Genomic DNA, 20,991 nt, shown 5'->3' with positions numbered 1-20,991 from the left:
GAAATGAGCAATGACCACATTTGTACTTCGTTGGCTTCATATGTTTGCATTATTCGCTGTGCTTTTGTATAACTGGCTTGCCAATGCGCGTCCGTTCAATGGATTAAATACGAGTGATCTTACAGCGATGTTTCCCAGTGTAATGAACCCGGCACCATATGCGCTTGCTCTTTGGGGAGCGGTTTATGTATTTCTGGCAGGGTTTGTAATCGTACAGCTGCTGCCGGGTATGTACAAGCATGAAGAAATTAGACGCATTGGACCGTGGTTTGTCATCAGCTGTTTGTTCAATATCGCTTCACTTGTGCTATGGCACTATTTGTATATCGTGCTATCGTTAATGGCGATGATGATCCTGCTATTATCTTTAATCGTAATCTATACGCGGACAAGACCGAACGGGTGGTCATCCGATCCACGCATTTTTTGGCTGGTACAGGTACCTTTCAGTGTCTATCTGAGCTGGGTGTTCGTCATGACAATGGTGCGAATATCAGCAGTTTTGCAAGAGTTCAATCAAGGCGGTTTAGATTTCTCGGGTACGGTATGGACGGTACTCATGCTGTTCATCATAGTAGCGGTGGCGGCTATTACAGGAATGAATTTCCGTGATTCTGCCTTTATATGGACTGCTGCATGGGGCTTAATAGCGATTGGTATTGCAAATTCGTACAACGATACGATTTTTTATACAGCCTGGAGTGCAGTTGGTCTACTGCTTGTGTTGACAGTTATGCTGATGTTCGGTCAGGGCAAGCTCGAACACCGTAAACCATTTACAAAAGCTTTATAAAAACCAGCAGAAACCTTTGATATGGCACCCACACCCTTCCGGATCACTGCCTAAGTGAGATAGGAGGGTTTTTGCTTATGTAAGTTCCTTATAGCCTCTCAGGTCAGATAGGTGTCCGAATAAAGGATTTTGACCGAACAGCATTGAATGTATAAGGACTATGAGAGTCTGGGGGTGAAGTCTATGCCGGATTGGTCCTATCAAACGATATTTCGTCCTTTGTTATTTCAGCTTCCGTCACGGCTTGCCCGAGATTTCACCCTGCGGGCGATGGGTACGTTGAGCAGGGTGCCGGGAGGCAGCTTCATCATCCGAACGATGGGGCATATGGAGGCTTCCCCCATATTGGCAACCAAGCTGGCAGGAATACCGCTTAAGTATCCGGTTGGCTTATCAGGAGGATTGGATCCGGAGGGAACTGCACATCAAGCGCTGGCGCAATTCGGGTTTGGTTTTATTGAAATTGGCCCTGTTACCATTGAAGCCCATATAAATAACAAATGTCCTATACGGCGTGACTCAACAAACGAAACCATTATATACACGGATGCAGGCCGCAGTGAAGGATTGACCCAGCTGATGAAGAGGCTGGACCGAAACCAGGGACATGCTTTGCCGCTCATGCTTCGTATAAAAAGCACACCAGGCCGTACGCCTGTCGAGGCTCAGAGAGAGCTGCTGACGATGATGGAGGCACTTTCCTATTATGCGGCAGGCTTTTATATCGAATCGCTTGATGAGAACGGGTCGGTCGAAGCTACGATTGCCCATTTGCAGGCTATACAGCTGGCGGCCCGCGAGCTGCCTATAGTGAAGCCGATGTTCCTGTATGTACCGATAGACTATCCGCTCGAATCGCTCAAGCTGCTGCTGGCTGGATTGTCACCCGGCTGGAGCGGTGTGGTAGTTGGCGATATGCTGAGAACAGCGGAGGGAGACTTGACGGGAAGTGTCCTCAAGCCGCTCAGTATTGAGATAATCCGCAGCATGCGCGAGCAGTGTCTATCCGCTTCATTCAGCATTATTGCTTCCGGAGGTGTTCATCAACCATTAGATGCCTTGGAGCTTATGGAAGCAGGAGCTGATTACGTCCAGCTGCACAGCGGGCTTGTGTACTCAGGCCCAGGGCTGCCCAAGCGCATTAACGAAGCGATCGTTTATGAAAAGCTTCAGAGCGTGGAGCCGCCGCCAGCACCTTCCTTTTGGATGAACTGGGGCTGGATGTGTTTATTAGGCATCGGCATGATCCTTGGTGGAGCACTCGCCTGGATCATCGCGGCAACATCGGTAGTGCTGCCTTATGATATCTCGTTTCTCGGCATGCTGCCGTCGGTGCTGAATGAAGCGAACCCACTTGTGCTGCAATTTATGTCGCATGATCGCGTCACCCTCGCAGGGACGATGATCTCGATTGGCGTGATTTATTATCAGCTTGCCCGTTATGGCTTGCGTAGTGGTCTGCATTGGACGAGAACCGCACTGCTAACGTCCGCCGCTGTAGGCTTCAGCAGCTTTTTTCTATATTTGGGCTATGGCTATTTTGATCCGCTTCATGCGGCAGCGGCGCTTATCCTGTTCCCGATGTTTATGCTGTCCATGCGTCGTCATCGGGAGCTGCCCTCCTGGGAAAGACCGAACTTGATCAATGATCGGACATGGCGGCTCGCCCAATGGGGACAGCTGATGATGGTGACGCTTGGATTTTCTTTAGCGGTTGGCGGCATTGTCATCTCGACGGTAGGCATTACAGAGGTGTTCGTGCCTCAGGATCTGGAGTACCTCTGTGCAACGCCAGCTATGCTTAACGAAATCAATGAGAGGCTGCTGCCCTTGATCGCGCATGATCGTGCCGGCTTCGGAGGTGCTTTATTTTCAGATGCCATTGGGATTTTGACGATTGCCCTGTGGGGTATTAATCAGGGTCAGCGCTGGCTGTGGTGGACGTTTCTTTTGGGCGGCTTGCCTGGATTCGTCGCAGGACTTAGTGTGCACTTGACGATAGGCTACACGGATTTTGTGCATTTGCTGCCTGCTTATTTTGCTTTGATGCTTTATGTGTTTGGACTCATCTTTCTATATCCTTACTTAATGCAGGGACAAAAGGACCCAAGGCATGATCCGACAATTTCAGGAACAGCATAGCAGTTACTAGGCAGGCTAACTGAAGCTTTACAACGCACGCTTGGGATCTATGAGCATAGGAAAAGAACGCCAACAAGCCGGTCTTCCTGTTAAGGAAATCGGTTTGTTGGCGTCTGGTATGGCATCAAGTCCGGACAGGCATTTGATTTAAGGTGAGAGCGGATTGGTGGAGTTAGAACGAGCGGGAATCCTGTTCTTTTGCCGATAAATGCTTAAAATGATACCAATCGACGCCATCTGAACCAAAGTGAGCATGCCGCCGTTGCTTATAAATGGAATACTGACTCCAGTGATTGGCAGCACTCCGAAGGACATCAGCATGCTCCAAATAAATTCAATCGTGAACATGGCAAGGAACCCTTTTACAGCCAGGCTTCCGTACAGATCCGTTACTTTACCTGCTATGCTTGCCAATCTGATCAGGAAAATGAGTGCAAGAGCACCGAGGCCGATTCCAGCTATCCATCCCAGACTGTATATTAAATACGTAAACAGCATCTCGCTCTCAATGGTTGGTAATGTGCTGGCCACGGCGGCAAAGCCATGCCCCCACCAGCCTGCAGAGTGAATAGATTGCATGGATTGTATGACCATATAACCAGAGCCTTGGGGATCGTTATAGGGATTCGTGTAAGCAAAGAAACGTTCGATACGTTGAGCGTTAGTTCCAACTGACAGAACAAATACTATGATCAGTAGTGGGACTATGTAACAAAGCAGTTTGCCAATATGCTTCTGCAGAGATAAGTACATAATGCTAAAGCCTGTCAAAAAGATCATCAAGGAAATTAAGGAATTACCGAACCCATACAATACACTTGGTATGAGTACATAAACAGCTATTTTTAAGGAAAAGGCCTGTTTTTTCCAACTGGAAGCCATCATACCGGCTAAACTGAGGATGAGCAGAAAAGGGGAAATCGCCAGAAAATTGAACCTTATAAATCCAAGTGAAAAATAAGGCGCCCCATTTACCTGCTGTCCAAATAGCAGTCCCCAGCCCATGGCCAGCAAAATGATGATATATAGAGCCTTCGAGTAGGGAAGCAGCTTCCGATAATCCCAAAAGCACAAGCCCAGCATACAGATGATGCCAATTATCGAATAGGTAATTTTATTCATGAAAAAGCTGTAATTCCTATAAGAAACCAATTCAACTGCATACATCGCCAGCATCCCGATACCTATAAAGATCGTGATGAGGCCAAGCAGACTCCAATCAATCCGTGCTTTGTGCGCTTTGTTCAGTTGGTCACCGACCAGCAGAGGATCACCCATTTGGCGGATTGCTATTTCAATCGCCTGTTCCCGCTCAAGACCTACCGATATCTGCTCCTCAACCAGCTCTTGGATGTGGCTTTGCAGCTCCAGTTTGATCTCAGGATGCAATTCCCTCGCATTGACCTGCTTGCATACCTTTTGCAAATACTGCCTAACGGCTTCCTCGTATCCGATTTGTTTCATGCTTGACCCTCCCCAATCACACGGTCAACGGCTGTGCGGAACATATTCCACTCTTGCTGCTTCGTCTGCAGCTGTTTTCTTCCATTGTCCGTTATGCGGTAATATTTTCTTTTGCGGCCTTCCTGTTCGCTCCAGTACGATTCGACGATTTTCTCGGCTTCCAAGGCGTGTAAAATGGGATATAGAGTTCCTTCCTTGAAGGTGAAAAGACCGCTGGAACGGTTCTCGATTTCTTTGGTCATTTCATAGCCGTACATTTCCTTGCGCCCAAGAAGGGTCAGGATTAGCATTGCTGTGCTGCCTTTCATTAGCTCTTTGTTAACCATGGTGCACCTCCTCGTAAATTAAAATCTTGATAAGCTGCGCTTAGGGTTCAGCAAAGCTTGCTTTATAAGCATTGAATACCAATGCATCGAATATCTATGTATAGTATAGCAGCTGTCTATAAAGCTTTCAAGAGCGTGCTTGGCAGGGTGACAGAGGCGCACTCCAGCTCACTAGAAAGTCTTGAAAAAAAACAATAGTTGACAATGAGAATGAGAACCATTATCATTTAATTGTAGACAAGATGAGAACCATTATCAGCTCTAGCTTAAGATCAATCCCAAAAGGAGGATATTCCCCAATGCTGTTACTGCTGTGTATATTGTTGCCTGTACTGTTTGTAACATTGACGCTGGTTGTATGCTATTGGTGGAGTATGCGGGATTACCATACATATGAGTCATTGGGATTGAAAAGGAAATTCGCGCGGCGAACGACGAATTCACACAAATAAACTACAGAATCGTATAGGAGGATAAAGGAATGCCATCGTTATTGGTTGTAGGTGCGGATCATTTAGGAAATATGCCGGAGCAGCTCGCAAATATCGGTTTTGATGACGTTATGCATTTGTCAGGACGTAAATCTCAATCGGTACGTAAAGGAATACCGGAAAAAATAGATGCAGTACTGGTATTGACTGACTACATTAATCATAATTTAACGAAGGTCATTAAGCAGCAGGCCAAGGACCAGGAATTACCGATTTATTATGCAAAAAGATCCTGGTGCTCCGTGCAAAAGGCACTTTGTTCCTGCGAGCACGTATGTAAATTCATGGAGAGTCAACAATAAATAACGACAAGCAGTATAACGTAAAGCCCTGATGTAGGAATCGGGGCTTTTTTGCTATTTAATAAAGTTTTTTTCATTACGTAAATGCGTAAAATAGTAATATTATTATCTTATCGAGAAAATATAAACTAAAGGAGTGATTGGGAGGTATATCGTCAAAAAAGCCTGAAGGGCGGGTTGGCCTACACCGAAAAGAAGCTCCGGCAAATATTTGCCGATTTTGAGGTAGTTGAATTTCGCAGGATGAACAGGACGTACAGCCAGCCGTATCTTTTGGCGAATCCTTTGTATGGACGGTATTATTCACGCTCAAATAGCTTGATAATGCTGCAGCACGAACAAAAGAAACTGCCAGCGACCCGTTTACGGTCAGTGACAGTTCCTTATTTACAAGCTTTTATGAGATTAACCTTGGCTCGCTTCGATCGCTTGCTTCAAGTCGTACAGAATATCATCAATAGATTCTGTACCGATGGACAAACGGATCATGCCCGGAGACACACCAGCCGCGATTTGCTCCTGCTCTTTCAACTGTGCGTGGGTTGTGCTTGCCGGATGGATAATGAGCGACTTGGAATCGCCCACGTTGGCCAGATGCGAGAACAGCTTCACGTTATTGATAACACCGCGTCCTGCTTCGGTTCCGCCCTTGATGCCGAAGGTCATGATTGCGCCCTGGCCTTTTGGCAAATACTTTTGCCCAAGCTCATAGGATGGGTGGCTTGGCAAGCCTGTATAGCTAACCCATTCGACAGCTTCGTGGCCTTCAAGGAATTGAGCTACCTTTAATGCATTCGAGCTGTGGCGTTCCATCCGCAAATGGAGCGTTTCCAAACCTTGCAGGAGCAAGAATGAGTTAAAAGGTGAAATGGAGGCACCCATATCGCGAAGCAGCTGAACTCTCGCTTTAATAATATAAGCAATCGGTCCTACTGCATCCGTATACACAACACCATTATAGCTTGGATCAGGCTCAGTCAAGCCAGGGAATCTACCGCTTGCTTTCCAATCAAATTTACCGCCATCGACGATGATACCGCCAATCGATGTACCATGTCCACCAATGAATTTGGTCGCTGAATGCACAACGATATCAGCGCCATGCTCAATCGGACGGCACAGGTAAGGACTCGGGAACGTGTTGTCGATAATCAACGGGACACCGTTTTCATGAGCAATCGCAGCAACAGCAGCGATGTCAAGAACGTCCCCTTTGGGATTACCAATCGTTTCAGCGAAAACCGCTTTGGTTTTGTCGGTGATGGCACTGCGGAAGTTTTCCGGATTGGAGGGATCCACGAATTTAACGGTAATGCCTAGCTTGGCCAGTGTAATCGCAAACAAATTATAAGTTCCGCCATACAGGCTGGCTGCAGAGACGATTTCGTCGCCTGACCCCGCAATATTCAGAATCGAATATGTAATGGCTGCTTGTCCAGAGGCCGTGGCCAGTGCCGCAGGAGCTCCTTCCAGGGCAGCAACTCTTTTCTCAAAAACATCCGTAGTCGGGTTCATAATGCGTGTATAAATGTTGCCGAACTCTTTGAGAGCGAACAAATCCGCTGCATGATCCGTATCACGAAAACCATATGAAGTCGTTTGATACAGAGGGACTGCGCGGGACATCGTAGTCGGATCGATTTCCTGTCCTGCATGTACAGCTAATGTTTCAAGACCCAGCTTGCGTTCCTCAGACATTGAATAAATTCCTCCTCGTGAATATAAAATAACATGATTCCATTGAACCTATTCATTTTCTCATATTTTCCAGCAAAACGAAAGAGGAGGACAAATGCGGGACTATTGGCCGATACGACTGGGGTGGAAACGGATCCATCCATCAATAAGCAGCCATATCTTGACCCACGGCTCCAAGTGAAAATTCGCGTCTCTCAGCCAAGCACAGACCAACGTTCCATAATCCGACTGTTGGTCTGTGCTTGCCATGATCGGGTGTTCGATGCATAGATGGAATGACGGATGTTACTTGGGAAGTGTAATCTGCTGCTTGGCGATTTCCTCCATGCTGCGTGTATAGGCTGTGATGGTCAGCGGCTGCGCAGGGTCGAGCCGATCAAAGTCCAATTCGACCTCCCATGGCACTTCGTGGGAAATACCAAGCTGCTTGCCGCCTTGTGAGTAGCTTACGGCAAAGGGCTGATCGCTATGCGGCATGGATACATAAGTGAACAGCTTATGCTTGCCCTGAACAGGGCTTCCAATTATTGGCGAAAGCGGCTTATACACGATATTTTCCTTCGTTTGGGCCTGATCCTTCACCTGACTCAAATAAAAGTCACTCTGGATTAATCGCTGATAGAGACGATCAGCAAAGGCATTTTCCCCAAGATCGTATACGGCTTCCATTTTGCTGCGGACAGCTCGTTCTTTACTGAAGTTAAAATAGGTGATCGCCTTTACCCGTGGATACAGCCGCGGCAGATACGCGTACAGGTCACCAAGCTGATCCTCTGCCCAGCGCTCGTAGCTTTCATTCTTGATCAGGTTATAGTGGGATACGCCACTTTCCGAAATCATAATCGGCTTATTCGGGTAGGCTTCACTGAGAGGACGGAACGATTGCAAAAATCCGCTTTTGTCGTCGCTCGCACTTTGTGGGCCATCGATCGCATAGAGCGAGTAACCGATCCAATCCACATAATCATCGCCAGGATAATAGGCATCAATATTATCCATTGGCATAAAGTTGGGCGACCAGACCATGACGACATTCGGTGCTTCTTCCTTCATGATGTCATGAATAAGCCGGAACTTCTCGATATATTTGGCCGGATCCCCATGCCAAGGAACCCACGCTCCATTCATTTCCGAGGCATAACGCAGAAACACCGGAATTCCCGATGCCTTGGCTTCCTTCGCAAACGTACGCACATATTCGTCATCCAGCACATCGTCCAAGCCATAACGCGGCTCCCAACCGATTTGCAGCGAACCGCCCATCGCCTTCACATTATCGGCCTGCTGAACGGGAAAATAGGAATTCGTCTGCGCTTGAACCTTGCGCCAGCCGACATAGGTCAAATACATTGCATGGGTCCGTCCGTATACAGGTTCAATCTGCTTCCAGTTGAAAGCGACCCGCTTATCGGCTCCAAGCATGCCAAGATAAACCCCCGTCACCGGTTCGAACTTGGCAAGCTTAGGATTCGGCGCACCAGGCATGCTTACATAGGCGTCAAGTGTAATTGGACTGTCTGCCGGAATTACAGCGGAAGCAGACTGGATCAGCAGCTTGTCGGGCTCCTTGTCAGCGTATTGTCGGCTTAACTCTTCCATCGTAGCTGCTTGTGACAGCTCATTGTTGCTTCTATAGAAAGCCGCTTTGCGGCTTGTGTAATCGGAGGCAAGCCGCCATTCCTGTTTCTCCACGGCATTGTCAATTTGCATGCTCCACCAGGCAAGAGTCGGATTCGGTGCCTCAGTCTGAGCGATCGGTGTGGTTAATGCGAGGGATGTGCGCTGCCAGCGCTGCTGTCCCCAATACAGTGTGATTCCTACGCAAACACATGCAGCTACCAACACAAGTTTTCTCATATGCAGCATCCCCCGGCCATTCATTTTCGCTTTATCATGTATGACTCATTATACCTTAAAAAAGTACAGGATGGTTCGTTGATAGCAGCTGAATTTCAGAACGTTGTCCATGTAATGTACAGTGCTTGTGCGAGATCAGGGTTCATAGCTTCGATTCAAATTTCAGACAAGGGTGACCGGAGGACCTTTTGACGAGCGTGGAGGGCATCTCGGATGTCTTGAAGCCGAAGGCTCTGCAGCCTTTGGGAAAGGCGGGATCCCATGTCACATAATAATGAATGCATTTGATGCAATTGATGCGTGGAGTTGGCTCTGGAATACTTGTATCCTTCATGGGTTAAATGCCCTTTCTGTTCAACGATGAGGTAATTATGCTTCTTAATTCCTATCATACGACAAAACCTCCTATTGCAGGGATAACTATTTTTAGTTACGATATGTAACATATATTATGATACAAAATGTAACATTTAAAATGCATAATCATCACCTGCAGCTAATAAAATACATCGTTAATCCAAAAGGAGTCATGTGAGTCATGATACGAAGGAGCGGGGCCAAGTGAATTTCGATGCGGAGGGACCACAGATCAGCCGGCTAATGCGGCGAGCGATCTGCCAGGGTCTGATGAAGATGGTGCAAATGAATGGGCGAAATGTGGATTCCAAGTGGGCGCTCATGAACGTGAGGTATATGGATATGCGTGGACTGCGGCTGCACACGCATCTACGGCTGCCTTGGGGCTATGAGGTGCTGTGGGAATTCAGGATTGGAGTGGAGACGGAGTCTACAGGTTTAAGAGGGATCCTCGTTGGCAAGAGTGAACTGCCGCTGGAAGATGGTGTTCAGCTGTATGAATATGAGGTGCGATTTGTCATGGACGAGCGACATCCACTACTCGTGCACAGGAATACAAGCTACAGCGAATTGAGTAGGGCTAAGGTCGTATATGAGGGTGTAAAATTGGACTTGCATGGCTAGATTCATAAAGAATTGTTAATGTCATCCATTTCGACAAAAATAACAGGTATTTTTTTAAAACCCTACCATCAAGTGACACTTTTTTTTAAAAGCTTCTATTATAATGATTAAAGTAAAACGAAATTATAAACATAGGATGGAGCGTGGAGTTTTAATGATAGGTTCCAAGATCACTCTGGATATATACACGATTATGGCTGAACTCAATCTCTCAATAGAAAAGCTGGAAGTTTCGAATGTATTGGATTGCACACCTGGATTTCAGAATGATGTAACCTTTCCGAAAAGATTCGAGCTGTTGGAATCGTTTCCTAAAGATTTGGACACAGCTCCACTCAGCAGGTAACAAAGTAAAACCCATGTCCCGAATGGGATACATAGGTTCGTCCATCATATACAATCTGTTGTTATGTACTTGCCGTTTAAGATGACGAGCGTTGTGCGCGGATGAAATGAATAAAACGGGTGGCTTCTTCCGAGGTCAGCTCTCTGCCGTCGATCGTCAACGTGAATTTGTCCAGCACCGCCTGGTCAGAAAGCTCCAACTGGCTGACAAATTCTTTAGCGTGTTCGTTCGCAGCATGAGTGAGGTCTTCACTGCGGCCCATTAAATAATCTACAGATACAGTGAAAAAATCAGCAATTCTTTGAATGGTCTCATAATCGGGTTCTCTCCGATTGTTCTCATAATGGGATAAGGCTGAGCGCGTTATCCCAACCTTTAGGGCTAGCTCTTCTTGGGTTAAGTGTTTTTCATCCCGAAGATCTGCAATTCTATGCCCATATTTCATATGATGTCATTTCCTCCTCACACCTAAACCACATTGGGTAAACCTAATCACAGTTATAATACAATTGTACTATAAAAGAAGGTTGTCGAAAATGGTTGTATTGATACATTATGTATATTATTTATTCTAAAAATTGATACTTAACGTATCAAATAAATAGGATAGGAATATGTGGATGATCAAACGAGGTGTGGATTTCTCAGCTTCTCTGTTTCTCTTGCTGCTGCTTCTGCCTCTTTACATCATTATTGCCATCCTCCTACGGATCAAACTGGGGTCGCCCGTACTTTTTGAACAAAAGCTTACGGGACGAAATATGAAGCCATTCACTATGCTGAAGTTTCGAACGATGCCAAATTTTACAGAAAATAAAGAGGAGCTGTTGGCTGGTGAAGCAGAGCTTATTGATCTTGGGCAGCTAATACGTAAGTCCCATCTGGATCATCTGCCGCAATTGATAAATGTATTAAAAGGCGACATGAGCTTCATTGGCCCAGAACCGCTGCAGCTTTCTTATCCGCAGTATTTTACAGCTGAAGAAAAAAAACGTTTTTCCATCAGGCCGGGAATTACGGGACTAACCCAGGTAAGCGGCATCGATCACCTGAAGTGGGGTGAACAATTTGCCATGGACATCCGTTATGTGGAGAGTCACTCTGTAACGATGGATGCTGTTATTGTGTGGAAAGTGATGGTGAAGTGGCTCCAGCACAAGAAAAGTGAGGGAGTACCTGACCGGTCGTTGTCTGGTAGGGATGATGAAGGAAATTTGCAGGATATCCATTAATGGGACAGAAAGAGGTGATCGTTTGATGATTTCGCTCGCTTACCACGATGTTGTTGCGGTTGGAAAAGAAGATTCCAGCGGTTTTTTGGGAAGAGAAGCTGGAGCTTACAAGCTGAGTAAAGAGCAATTTCAGATGCATCTTGAACAAATATCTCAATTGGATCGTGTAAAGGTCAGAACGGTAGTTGAAGCCTTGCAAAAGCCCTCGGAAGCAGGGGATACGGTTACCTTAACCTTTGATGACGGTGGTATCAGCGCCTACTCCATCATAGCCGATTTATTGGAAGCCAAAGGCTGGAAAGGGCATTTTCTGATTACGACAGCGCAAATTGGGGCCAACGGATTTGTCTCCAAGGAGCAAATTCGTTCATTGGACGCAAGAGGACATATCATCGGCACTCATTCCTGCACACATCCCAGCCGATTTAACGAATGCTCCTGGGAGCAGCAGGTGCATGAATGGAAAGTAAGCGTTCAAACCTTGTCGGATGTGCTCGGTAAAAAAGTGACTACGGCTTCCATACCCGGAGATACATATAACCTGCAGCTTGCCGAGGCGGCAGCCCACGCGGGAATTCAATATTTATTTACATCCGAGCCAAAGGTTGTTACCTCTAGAGTAAATGGTTGTTTAATTGTAGGTAGATATTTGATGAAGAAAACAACTTCACCGGAAACAGCGGCAGCGATAGCTGCAGGAGATCCTGCGCTGCGGCTGCGGTGCGCCATCCAATGGAAATTAAGGAAGGCAGCTATGGCTATGGCCGGCAACAGGCTGCTGGATATGCGCAAAAAAGTAGTGGGAAATAACAGTGTACGCTATTAGAGAGTAGGAGTTGGCAAGGTGCTGGCTGAATACATGCTAAAAGGACAAGAGAGTAGGTTACCTCTCTTGTCCTATTGCTTGTTACCACGGTCCTTAGTTACACCAGTTGCCTCACTTACAATACCAATCTTTCCAGATATCATAGGATTCAACTTTGGGGTGATTGTTTTTGTTGTTCTCATACCAGTCTCTTACGTCTTTGTTGTTATCCCAAAAGTTTTTAAAATCGTTTTGCGAATTGTGACTATTGGAGACAAAAGAAAGAATTTTGTTAATAATAGATTGGTTATTACCGTTGTTGTGTGAATTCTGGGAATGATTATCTTTTGACGCAAAGGCTGATGTAGGAAACATGAGTACGCTGATTATTAAAGCCGAACCTACCAACTTTTTTAATATAAACATTACGCAATCCTCCTTCTTTAGATAATGGTATAATCATATGTTCTTTATAAAGAATCATACATCAAATTTTAAGATTTGAATACTAAAAATTACTATAAATCAAGAATTATCCATTTCTTAATATTCCATGTATATTTTGAGGTTTAATCATGCTGGGGAAGCCATCCATGGAATTAATTTACTTGTCTCGATACAATACGGACTATATGGCGAAAAATATGGTTGACACGATACAAAAAGTATCATAAAGTTAAGTTTGTAGACAATGTTACAAATAGTAGCATTATTATCAATTTATTGCAGCAAAAAGTGAAAGATGACTGTCTTTGGAGGGGAATCGTGGAGATCAATCTTAAAGAGTATTTTATTATTATAAGGAAGCGTTTGTGGCTTGTTGTTGTCATCGTTCTTGTATCTACTGCATTGACAGCTGTGTACAGTACCAATAATTATAGACCGCTTTATCAGGCATCCACTAAACTAATTGTCAACAAAATTGTTGAAAAGGATCAGATGGGGAAGGAACGGATCGATTACGGCGCTATTGGTACTAATCTCGCACTCATAAATACGTACAAAGAAATTATAAAAACCCCGGCGATTATGGATAAAGTTGTTCAACGGTACCCGGATATCAATTTATCTGCTGAGCAGCTCAGTTATATTACTACGGTTTCGGATTTACGTGAAACACAGGTAATGACTATCGTTGTCCAGTATTATTCCCAGGAAGAGGCCGTGAAAATCGTCAACGCCGTTTCGGACGTGTTCCAAGCAGAAATTCCCAAGATCATGAAGGTTGATAACATAACGATACTGAATAGAGCCAAGCTGCAGGAAAATTCATTACCGGTAAATAAGAAATCCAATCAATACATCATTCTCAGTTTTGTGGCCTCTTTATTGGTTTCAATAGGTATTACTTTCCTGTTAGAGACTTTAGATGATACGTTGAAGACGGACCAGGATATTCGTGAAGTGATGGACCTCACAATCATAGCGTATATACCGAAGATAAAGAAAAAAGAGTTGAAGTCACCTAAAAGAAAGAAATTCCGAACGAAAACAGGAGAAGAAGCCTATGTCAAAACCATCCACTAGTCCCCCCATTGTGATGCAGATTAATCCCAACTCGCTTACATCGGAAGCTTATCGGTCCTTAAGGTTTAATATCGAATTTACGAACTTTGATCATGATGTCAAGACGATCGTTATTACATCGGCGAATCGAGGAGAAGGTAAAACGACAACGGCGTTAAATTTGGCGGTAGCTTATGCACAGATCGGTAAGAAGGTGGTTTTGCTTGATGCTGATCTGCGTAAACCATTCGTCCACATTGTCTTTGGCGGGGATAGCAGCAGAGGGTTGACGAGCTATCTTACTGGTAAAAGTTCTATGAATGAAATCATACACGAGTCGTATGTTGAAAGCTTATCCATCATTATAGCAGGAGCGATTCCACCCAATCCGTCTGAATTACTGGCCTCCAGACAGATGAATGCGCTTTTGGATGAATTGAAAAAAAGCTACGATCTGATCATTATCGATACGCCGCCGGTGTTAATGTTAACCGATGCAAAAGTGATGGCCTCCAAGTGTGATGGAGTCCTGCTTGTTGTCGAATACGGCAAGGTCAAACGCAAGGAAGGCAAGAAAGTGAAAGACGAGCTTATGCTCGCTAAGGCTAAGTTGTTAGGGGTTGTCATGAATAAAATAAACAGTCAGGATACAGACGACTATTCATAGCACAAATACCCAAGAGGAACTTATAAATTGGTGTTAGGAGAGGACTCTTAGCAGATGAGAAGAAAAAGACGTAGACCGTATAGACAGGTCGTCAAAACTGTCAGCATCTTAGCAATGAGCTTTACAATCATTGCCGGTTGCTCAGAAACAATCCCATTAAGTCATGAAACTAATGCTGTCGCACAGGAGCAGCCTTTGAAAATCGTAAAGCTGTACAAGGTAGCTAAACAGAAAATTGGAGATCCGGTTGAACATGCTGCGGACGTCCAATCCTCTGTTCAATTTGACATTATCGCGAAGGCTGGAGGAGACATCGAGAAGGTATTGGTAAATCGCGAGGATATGGTCCAGGAAGGGCAGGTCATCGTCAGAGTGAATTCTGTCGCTGCCAACTTTGAGAAGGAAAAGGCGGTTCTTGCCGTTGAAACGATTCAAACTGCGATTAATAAATCGAGGGAAAGAGCTCGGAAAGATATGGAAGCCCAGAAGCGTGAATTGAATAACTCCATTCAGAAGATGGAAATGGGACTGGGCGACATGACAAGAAATTATAATAAACTGAAAAATGACTATGAGGTTGGATTAGCTACGAAGGCTCAACTGTATCAGATGGACGTTCAGCTAAGAAATGCGCAAATGGATCTGGATCAACTGAAACAAAGACAAAAGCAAAGCGTACAGGATTCCGGTGACTCCTTGTCCGATATGGAAACACAGCTAAAAAATGCTCAGCTTTCTCTACAACAGGTCGAACAGTCGATGTCCTACCTCGAGATCAAATCGCCAGCAAGCGGGATCATAACGGGAATGAATCTGGAAGCAGGAATGGCGCTGCAGCCAGGGAGTAAAATTGGCCTGATACAGAAGCTGGATCCGATTAAAATCAAGGCGATGCTATCGACCGAAGAAGCCAAATATGTGAGCAATAAAACCGAATTGACCTACTATTTGCCAGGAACTACACAAAAATATAGGGGAAAGGTCAGTTTCCTCTCCAAGGTTATCGATCCTGAAACGAAGGCATACGAAATAAACCTCGATGTGCCCAATACAGGAATGACTTTAAAGCCGGGAATGAAGGTATGGTTACAATTGACCGAAGAACAAGATCAAATCGTGCTGACGATTCCTACATACAGTATTGTAAAACAAGGGGATGATTCCTTTGTATACGTCCTTGTAGGAGATTCGGTTGAAAAACGCAAGGTACAGCTTGGCCGGCTGAATGAGCCTGATCAAGAGGTGCTTTCTGGTATCAAAGAAGGCGAACAGGTCGTCATATCCAACCCTAATCAATTAAGAGATAAAGAAAAGGTTCAGCAGGCTGTAGTAGTGCCAAAATGAAAATGGAGTGAACATAATTGAAAACGATGTGTAAACAAACGATAATGACGTTCATTTTATTAATCTCCTTGTTGATCCCAACCGTCCCACTGCATGTAATGGCCAACGCACAAGAGGATGGCTATCATGTAACGGACTCAATAAAAGTGGCGGTAAAAAGCGTGCTGAATGAACAAACCGCTGTGGGAACCACAATCATCGCAGTTGTCCGTATGTACAATGAAGGATCGCGTTTAACAAGGGTTCCTGACTTGGAAGTTAGATCCAGGACGACGGAAGGCATTGATTATATCATGCGTTCGAGCGCTTCCAACGTGATTGCTATTCAACCGAAGGAAGTGGTTGAATTAAGCTATATGGTTGCGGTGGACAGGCGTGACAGTTTCTCTGTATCTGAGATTGTTTGGGTTGATGTTGACGAGTATGCCTCTCCGAGACAGGAGCGGACGATTACAGCGATACCTGTTTCCTCCATAGAGTGGCGAGGGGGGGACGCCATTTCAACGGATCCTTCTGCGATCAAAAGCTGGGGGGAGCCTTTCACGATTTCTGTATTGTCGAGTTCAATTGAATATAAGACGGTTCGCTTGACGGAGCAGAATACGCTGCAGGGTCCGATGACCATCGTAGGACTGCTTGCAGCTAATAAAACTGATATGAAAAAAAATATTCCTGATTTTCGTATCGATGGAAAGTCAGACAAAAAGGTATATACCGGAAAGAGGCTGGAGCAGGGAACCCTAACACTTGAACCGGGAGAGCAACGGTATATTCACTTTGCAATTCCGGCGGGTGACAAGGTCAAGCTGAGCAGCTTATCTGTTCTTACCCCGGAAGTGTATACGGTAGATGATAAAACGACGATTCCCTACTCAATAGGTCAACTGACTATTAATCTGCCTACAGAGAATAATGTCGTTAAGCTCATGGATCAATTGGAGCCTTATGTATGGAACAACCGGATTATGATCGATCCATTGAACAAGGTCATTCAACCCGATATTGCCGTTTCTATGTCGTCTCTTCAAATACATACGAGCACGGCGGGCGGCTTTAAAGTGGTTGTCGCCAAATTCAAGCTGCAGAATCTAAGCGATCGTCCGACTCCCGTTCCTCATTTTCAGGCCGAATTGACGAGTATTAACGGAAACAATTATACGGGAACAAGGCAGACGACGATAGTGGAAACACTTATCCCTAATGTAAGCTATGTTATTTATTACTCTTTTGTCCTGCCTAGTGCGGAAAACGGTGAACAGCTGGCTATGGGAATTCTGGATGTCGATTCGATCACCCCGTATAAAATTCCAATTGCGATGTTTAAAACCCAAGTCCAAATGCAAAAGACAGATAATGAACTGCTGTTTTATCCATTTAAAGTGAAATTAAATAACTGGGCGGTAGATGTGTTTATGGGTATTGGCAAGGATAATACGTATAGACTCAAAATCGATTCGGAAATTAATCTTCAGGATGAGGTTGTAGTCGATCAGAGCTTTCCCAAAATGAAGATGGAGCTTGTGGATTCTCAAGGTAAAATTATAGGGTCGAAGACACTTGCGTTCACTGGGGAAAATAAGTTCGTCAGTGGTATACAGACGTTTAATTTCACCTCGGAAATATGGGACTTTTCCCGTTCGCTGCGTATTTATGAAACAATCGATACGGCTTATGGCGAAGCTGAACGATTAGTCGCTACATTTAAGCAGTAAGGGTCTGTGTCCGAGGGCAATATAGAAAAAAAGGAATTGACAGTTGGCAGTTGGAATGGTATTCTAAACATGTTCTCTATAAAGAACAAATGTAAACTCTTTTATATCAATGAATGTATTGGATTAAAAGGGTTATCTAAATGGACATTGAAGATATTATGTAGGTACAATTGTTCTTTTAAGAGAACGAGCAGTGACGGAGGGAAACATGAGTGCTATAGCTGGATTGATTAATTTTAATGAAGATATAGATATCGAGCAGGGCGATAAACTAATGAGGGCTTTACAGAAGTATCCATCTGACTCTGTAGATACTTGGCATACAGAACGCGTATTTTTTGGATGCCACGCTCAATGGATCACTCCCGAGTCCATTTCCGAAAGACTGCCTTATTACGATTCTGAAAGGAAGCTGGCTATCACTGCCGATGCGATCATTGATAACCGTACTGAATTGTTTGACATGCTGGCGGTTGAACATGGACAAAGGAAAACCATGTCTGATAGTCAATTGATTTTACTGGCTTATCGCAAGTGGGAGCAAGAAACGCCTAAATATTTAATTGGTGATTTTACTTTTATGATTTGCGATGACAGCAAACATATACTTTTCGGTGCAAGGGACTTTTCGGGGAACAGAACGCTATACTATCACCAGTCACCTAAACGATTTGCCTTTTGCACCATTATGGAACCGCTGTTTACTTTACCGCAAATCGAAAAGAAGCTTAATGAACAATGGCTAGCCGAATTTTTGGCCATCCCCTTGACTGTTGATGCGATGGATTGTTCCTCTACGGTGTATGCGCATATCGAACAAATTCCACCGTCCCACACGATTACGGTGAAGGATGGGAAAGTAACCTTTTCAAGGTACAGTACATTAAAGGCCGGAGACATGCTGAAGCTAAAATCCAACGGTGAATATGAAGAAGCATTTCGCGATGTGTTTCAACAAGCGGTATCAGCAAGATTACGCACTCATCGCCAAGTGGGTGCCCATTTAAGCGGAGGATTGGATTCCGGCTCTGTTGCCAGCTTTGCGGCAAAAGCATTGAGAAACGAGAATAAACGATTGCATACCTTTAGTTATGTTCCAGTTGACGATTTTACGGATGACTGGACGCCAAGGGACAGATTTTCTGACGAAAGGCCGTATATTCAATCTACAGTAGCTCACGTCGGTAACATAAACAGCAATTATCTGGATCTACCCGGAATGAGCCCTTTATCAGAAATTAACGATTGGCTGGAAATGATGGAGATGCCCTACAAATTTTTCGAAAATTCCTTTTGGTTAAAGGGAATATATGAGAACGCCCACCATCAGGGGGTAGGGGTATTGTTGAACGGTCAGAGGGGGAACTGGACCATCTCATGGGGACCTGCTCTAGACTATCAGGCGATGCTAATGAGAAAGCTCAGATGGATTCAGCTCTATCGTGAAATGAAGCAATTTGGGATAAGAATGGGTGTTGGAAGAAAACGTATCCTTTCAGTTATCGGTAAAAAAGCTTTTCCAGCCATAGGGAAAATGTTTACCTCCAACACTGAAGAATCATTTCCAATGCTGATCAACCCGCAATTCGCCAAAAGGACCAACGTTCTTGACAAGCTTCATGTGCACGGTTTCGATAGGACGGATTATTCGCTCCTTAGCGCCTATGATATAAGAAAACAGCAGTTTGAGCAGCTCTACTCATGGAATTTAAACGGTACTATCGGGACGAAATTATCTTTACGTTACTCCTTATGGGAACGTGATCCAACCAATGATTTAAGAGTAATCCGCTTTTGTCTGTCGGTGCCGGATAATCAATTCGTTCAAAACGGTCTTGATAGAGCATTAATCAGGAGGGCAACAGCGGACTATTTACCCGATAACGTCAGATTAAATCAAAAAAAACGCGGTGTTCAAGGTGCAGATGGGGTTCACCGTATGGCTCCATCCTGGAAAGCGTTTATTAATGAAATCCAACAGCTGATCCAAGACCCAAGCATTTCGCAATACTTGAATATAGAAGAAATCAAGTCGGCTCTCTTCAAGATTAAGGAAGCGCCAAGACCGGAATATGTATACGAATTTGGTTTTAGAATCTTGATGCGCAGCTTGATATTTTATCGGTTTATTAAAGGTGTTACTTGAAGGGAGGTGAGAAAATGCAAAATCAAGCTAAAAAAGAATGGCAAAACCCGTCTTTGGAGGTACTCGACGTCAAGATGACGATGGCAGGACCGGGGATTCGTTATCCTGATGCGGTTCAACCTGACCCTACAGAAGTAATTCACTATAGCTAGTTTGTTAAGACTAAGAATAGATAGGTTCTGCCGCCCTTATACTTGTAAAGGTATAGGGGCATTATTTAAAATTATCCCTTGTGACCTTGGAGTGAGACGGATGGCTGTAACCCTTAATAAGGTTGTGTATAGAGCATTTGGATTAAGTATGATAAGTGAGATTATGCTGCCTGAATTGCCCCTCATTCATATTCAGGATAACCAGATAGACGTTGTCATAAAAAGAGCTGACTTGACTCCATTATGGAATCAATTGGCCAAGCCGAATGAAACCTACGTTGTCAGGGAAAATTCATTTATGTTTCGAGTTCCGGATACCGCCATATTTTGCATCCAGGATGGAGCGGAAATCACTGTATCGGCTGCTTATGGTGCGGATGAAGCCAAAATTCGTCTATACCTGCTGGGTACGTGCATAGGAGCCTTATTGATGCAGAAGAGAATACTGCCTCTCCATGGCAGCGCAATCGTCATTGACGGCAAAGCCTACGCTTTGGTAGGGGACTCTGGGGCAGGTAAATCGACCTTGGCATCTGTTTTCGTAAGCAGAGGCCATCAGCTCATAAGCGATGATTTGATCGCTGTCAATTTTTCACATGATCGAATTCCTGTAGTTATGCCGGCTTATCCACAGCAAAAGCTTTGGCAGGAAAGCTTAACCGAATTTGGTATGGAGGCGAGCCAATTCCCTTCTATTTTCGATCGGGAAACGAAGTATCTGGTTCCGGTACCTGGCCCATTTATTACCGAGCCTTTACCGCTTGCCGGGGTGATTGAACTGGGTAAGGAGGAGGGCGAGCAGGTCATGATGAAATCGGTACAAGGCTTGGAACGATTGCATACTTTATATCGCCAAACGTTTCGCAGTTTTCTATTAGCCAAGTTTGATTTGCTTGAATGGCACTTTGGAATGACCGCAGCTATTTCGAATCAAATCGATTTTTATCAAATACATCGGCCTCATTCCGGATTTACCGCTCCTCAGATGGCATCCTTAATTTTGAAAACAGTACAAGGGGATGAATAG

The 20,991-nt window shown here is 44.7% G+C and carries 20 protein-coding genes; 14 read left to right on the top strand and 6 right to left on the bottom strand.

What is annotated here, in order from left to right; genetic code table 11:
- Positions 1–10: 10 nt before the first annotated feature.
- On the top strand, positions 11–793 hold the full coding sequence (locus tag NST47_RS32095) for a hypothetical protein (RefSeq protein ID WP_341158766.1): 783 nt from the start codon (positions 11–13) through the stop codon (positions 791–793).
- A 183-nt stretch (positions 794–976) separates the two neighbouring features.
- Complete coding sequence (locus tag NST47_RS32090) at positions 977–2,935, top strand: hypothetical protein (RefSeq protein ID WP_341158765.1); 1,959 nt, start codon at positions 977–979, stop codon at positions 2,933–2,935.
- Positions 2,936–3,082: 147 nt separating this feature from the next.
- On the opposite strand, the gene NST47_RS32085 is transcribed toward NST47_RS32090, so the two are convergent.
- Positions 3,083–4,399 (bottom strand): FtsW/RodA/SpoVE family cell cycle protein, encoded by a 1,317-nt coding sequence (locus NST47_RS32085; RefSeq protein ID WP_341158764.1) that lies wholly within the window; start codon positions 4,397–4,399, stop codon positions 3,083–3,085.
- Positions 4,396–4,725, bottom strand: a complete 330-nt coding sequence (locus NST47_RS32080) for a PadR family transcriptional regulator (protein ID WP_341158763.1) — start codon at positions 4,723–4,725, stop codon at positions 4,396–4,398. Before NST47_RS32080 ends, NST47_RS32085 begins: the two co-directional genes overlap by 4 nt.
- Positions 4,726–5,206: 481 nt before the next feature.
- Here NST47_RS32080 and NST47_RS32075 point away from each other — a divergent pair, with 481 nt between their 5' ends.
- On the top strand, positions 5,207–5,518 hold the full coding sequence (locus NST47_RS32075) for a DUF2325 domain-containing protein (RefSeq protein ID WP_076233293.1): 312 nt from the start codon (positions 5,207–5,209) through the stop codon (positions 5,516–5,518).
- Between the two features lie 405 nt (positions 5,519–5,923).
- Here NST47_RS32075 and NST47_RS32065 read toward each other — a convergent pair whose 3' ends face one another.
- Positions 5,924–7,216, bottom strand: coding sequence for a homocysteine synthase (locus NST47_RS32065; RefSeq protein ID WP_341158762.1), 1,293 nt, complete (start codon positions 7,214–7,216; stop codon positions 5,924–5,926).
- A gap of 285 nt (positions 7,217–7,501) precedes the next feature.
- The gene (locus tag NST47_RS32060; protein ID WP_341158761.1) at positions 7,502–9,073 is read right to left on the bottom strand and encodes a glycoside hydrolase family 26 protein; all 1,572 of its coding nucleotides are present in this window, start codon (positions 9,071–9,073) and stop codon (positions 7,502–7,504) included.
- A 561-nt stretch (positions 9,074–9,634) separates the two neighbouring features.
- On the opposite strand from NST47_RS32060, the gene NST47_RS32050 reads away from it, so the two are divergent.
- Together NST47_RS32050 and NST47_RS32045 are read left to right on the top strand one after the other, a co-directional pair.
- Positions 9,635–10,054, top strand: a complete 420-nt coding sequence (locus tag NST47_RS32050; protein ID WP_341158759.1) for a hypothetical protein — start codon at positions 9,635–9,637, stop codon at positions 10,052–10,054.
- 154 nt (positions 10,055–10,208) lie between these two features.
- Positions 10,209–10,400 (top strand): hypothetical protein, encoded by a 192-nt coding sequence (locus tag NST47_RS32045; protein WP_341158758.1) that lies wholly within the window; start codon positions 10,209–10,211, stop codon positions 10,398–10,400.
- Between the two features lie 76 nt (positions 10,401–10,476).
- Here the strand turns inward: NST47_RS32045 and NST47_RS32040 are convergent, their stop codons facing one another.
- Entirely contained in the window at positions 10,477–10,845 is a 369-nt protein-coding gene (locus NST47_RS32040) for a helix-turn-helix domain-containing protein (protein ID WP_341158757.1), read from the bottom strand.
- 175 nt (positions 10,846–11,020) lie between these two features.
- Between NST47_RS32040 and NST47_RS32035 the strand changes: the two genes are divergently transcribed.
- Positions 11,021–11,632, top strand: coding sequence for a sugar transferase (locus NST47_RS32035; protein ID WP_341158756.1), 612 nt, complete (start codon positions 11,021–11,023; stop codon positions 11,630–11,632).
- Complete coding sequence (locus NST47_RS32030) at positions 11,601–12,458, top strand: polysaccharide deacetylase family protein (RefSeq protein ID WP_341158755.1); 858 nt, start codon at positions 11,601–11,603, stop codon at positions 12,456–12,458. Before NST47_RS32035 ends, NST47_RS32030 begins: the two co-directional genes overlap by 32 nt.
- A 111-nt stretch (positions 12,459–12,569) precedes the next feature.
- On the opposite strand, the gene NST47_RS32025 is transcribed toward NST47_RS32030, so the two are convergent.
- Complete coding sequence (locus NST47_RS32025) at positions 12,570–12,863, bottom strand: hypothetical protein (protein ID WP_341158754.1); 294 nt, start codon at positions 12,861–12,863, stop codon at positions 12,570–12,572.
- Between the two features lie 339 nt (positions 12,864–13,202).
- Between NST47_RS32025 and NST47_RS32020 the strand changes: the two genes are divergently transcribed.
- The 7 genes from NST47_RS32020 (at position 13,203) to NST47_RS31990 (ending at position 20,991) form a co-directional block, all read left to right on the top strand.
- Positions 13,203–13,964, top strand: a complete 762-nt coding sequence (locus NST47_RS32020; protein WP_341158753.1) for a YveK family protein — start codon at positions 13,203–13,205, stop codon at positions 13,962–13,964.
- On the top strand, positions 13,945–14,610 hold the full coding sequence (locus NST47_RS32015) for a CpsD/CapB family tyrosine-protein kinase (RefSeq protein ID WP_341158752.1): 666 nt from the start codon (positions 13,945–13,947) through the stop codon (positions 14,608–14,610). Before NST47_RS32020 ends, NST47_RS32015 begins: the two co-directional genes overlap by 20 nt.
- Positions 14,611–14,664: 54 nt before the next feature.
- Positions 14,665–15,954, top strand: coding sequence for an efflux RND transporter periplasmic adaptor subunit (locus tag NST47_RS32010; protein ID WP_341158751.1), 1,290 nt, complete (start codon positions 14,665–14,667; stop codon positions 15,952–15,954).
- A 17-nt stretch (positions 15,955–15,971) separates the two neighbouring features.
- A complete protein-coding gene (locus tag NST47_RS32005; protein ID WP_341158750.1) occupies positions 15,972–17,666 on the top strand; it encodes a hypothetical protein in 1,695 nt (564 codons plus the stop codon).
- Between the two features lie 208 nt (positions 17,667–17,874).
- Positions 17,875–19,812, top strand: coding sequence for an asparagine synthase-related protein (locus NST47_RS32000; RefSeq protein ID WP_341158749.1), 1,938 nt, complete (start codon positions 17,875–17,877; stop codon positions 19,810–19,812).
- A gap of 14 nt (positions 19,813–19,826) precedes the next feature.
- Entirely contained in the window at positions 19,827–19,964 is a 138-nt protein-coding gene (locus tag NST47_RS31995) for a paeninodin family lasso peptide (RefSeq protein WP_341158748.1), read from the top strand.
- A gap of 100 nt (positions 19,965–20,064) precedes the next feature.
- A complete protein-coding gene (locus tag NST47_RS31990) occupies positions 20,065–20,991 on the top strand; it encodes an aldolase (protein ID WP_341158747.1) in 927 nt (308 codons plus the stop codon).

Source organism: Paenibacillus sp. FSL H8-0034, from assembly GCF_038000305.1.
Classification (GTDB): domain Bacteria; phylum Bacillota; class Bacilli; order Paenibacillales; family NBRC-103111; genus Paenibacillus_S.
The sequence above is the reverse complement of the archived record's forward strand: the minus strand, read 5'-3'. Positions and strand labels throughout refer to the sequence as shown.

Bases quoted from the DNA above. Each gene is read 5' to 3' on its own strand.
- NST47_RS32095 (WP_341158766.1), top strand. From the start codon at position 11: ATGACCACATTTGTACTTCGTTGGCTTCATATGTTTGCATTATTCGCT.
- NST47_RS32090 (WP_341158765.1), top strand. From the start codon at position 977: ATGCCGGATTGGTCCTATCAAACGATATTTCGTCCTTTGTTATTTCAG.
- NST47_RS32085 (WP_341158764.1), bottom strand. From the start codon at position 4,399: ATGAAACAAATCGGATACGAGGAAGCCGTTAGGCAGTATTTGCAAAAG.
- NST47_RS32080 (WP_341158763.1), bottom strand. From the start codon at position 4,725: ATGGTTAACAAAGAGCTAATGAAAGGCAGCACAGCAATGCTAATCCTG.
- NST47_RS32075 (WP_076233293.1), top strand. From the start codon at position 5,207: ATGCCATCGTTATTGGTTGTAGGTGCGGATCATTTAGGAAATATGCCG.
- NST47_RS32065 (WP_341158762.1), bottom strand. From the start codon at position 7,216: ATGTCTGAGGAACGCAAGCTGGGTCTTGAAACATTAGCTGTACATGCA.
- NST47_RS32060 (WP_341158761.1), bottom strand. From the start codon at position 9,073: ATGAGAAAACTTGTGTTGGTAGCTGCATGTGTTTGCGTAGGAATCACA.
- NST47_RS32045 (WP_341158758.1), top strand. From the start codon at position 10,209: ATGATAGGTTCCAAGATCACTCTGGATATATACACGATTATGGCTGAA.
- NST47_RS32040 (WP_341158757.1), bottom strand. From the start codon at position 10,845: ATGAAATATGGGCATAGAATTGCAGATCTTCGGGATGAAAAACACTTA.
- NST47_RS32035 (WP_341158756.1), top strand. From the start codon at position 11,021: ATGATCAAACGAGGTGTGGATTTCTCAGCTTCTCTGTTTCTCTTGCTG.
- NST47_RS32030 (WP_341158755.1), top strand. From the start codon at position 11,601: ATGATGAAGGAAATTTGCAGGATATCCATTAATGGGACAGAAAGAGGT.
- NST47_RS32025 (WP_341158754.1), bottom strand. From the start codon at position 12,863: ATGTTTATATTAAAAAAGTTGGTAGGTTCGGCTTTAATAATCAGCGTA.
- NST47_RS32015 (WP_341158752.1), top strand. From the start codon at position 13,945: ATGTCAAAACCATCCACTAGTCCCCCCATTGTGATGCAGATTAATCCC.
- NST47_RS32010 (WP_341158751.1), top strand. From the start codon at position 14,665: ATGAGAAGAAAAAGACGTAGACCGTATAGACAGGTCGTCAAAACTGTC.
- NST47_RS32000 (WP_341158749.1), top strand. From the start codon at position 17,875: ATGAGTGCTATAGCTGGATTGATTAATTTTAATGAAGATATAGATATC.
- NST47_RS31995 (WP_341158748.1), top strand. From the start codon at position 19,827: ATGCAAAATCAAGCTAAAAAAGAATGGCAAAACCCGTCTTTGGAGGTA.
- NST47_RS31990 (WP_341158747.1), top strand. From the start codon at position 20,065: ATGGCTGTAACCCTTAATAAGGTTGTGTATAGAGCATTTGGATTAAGT.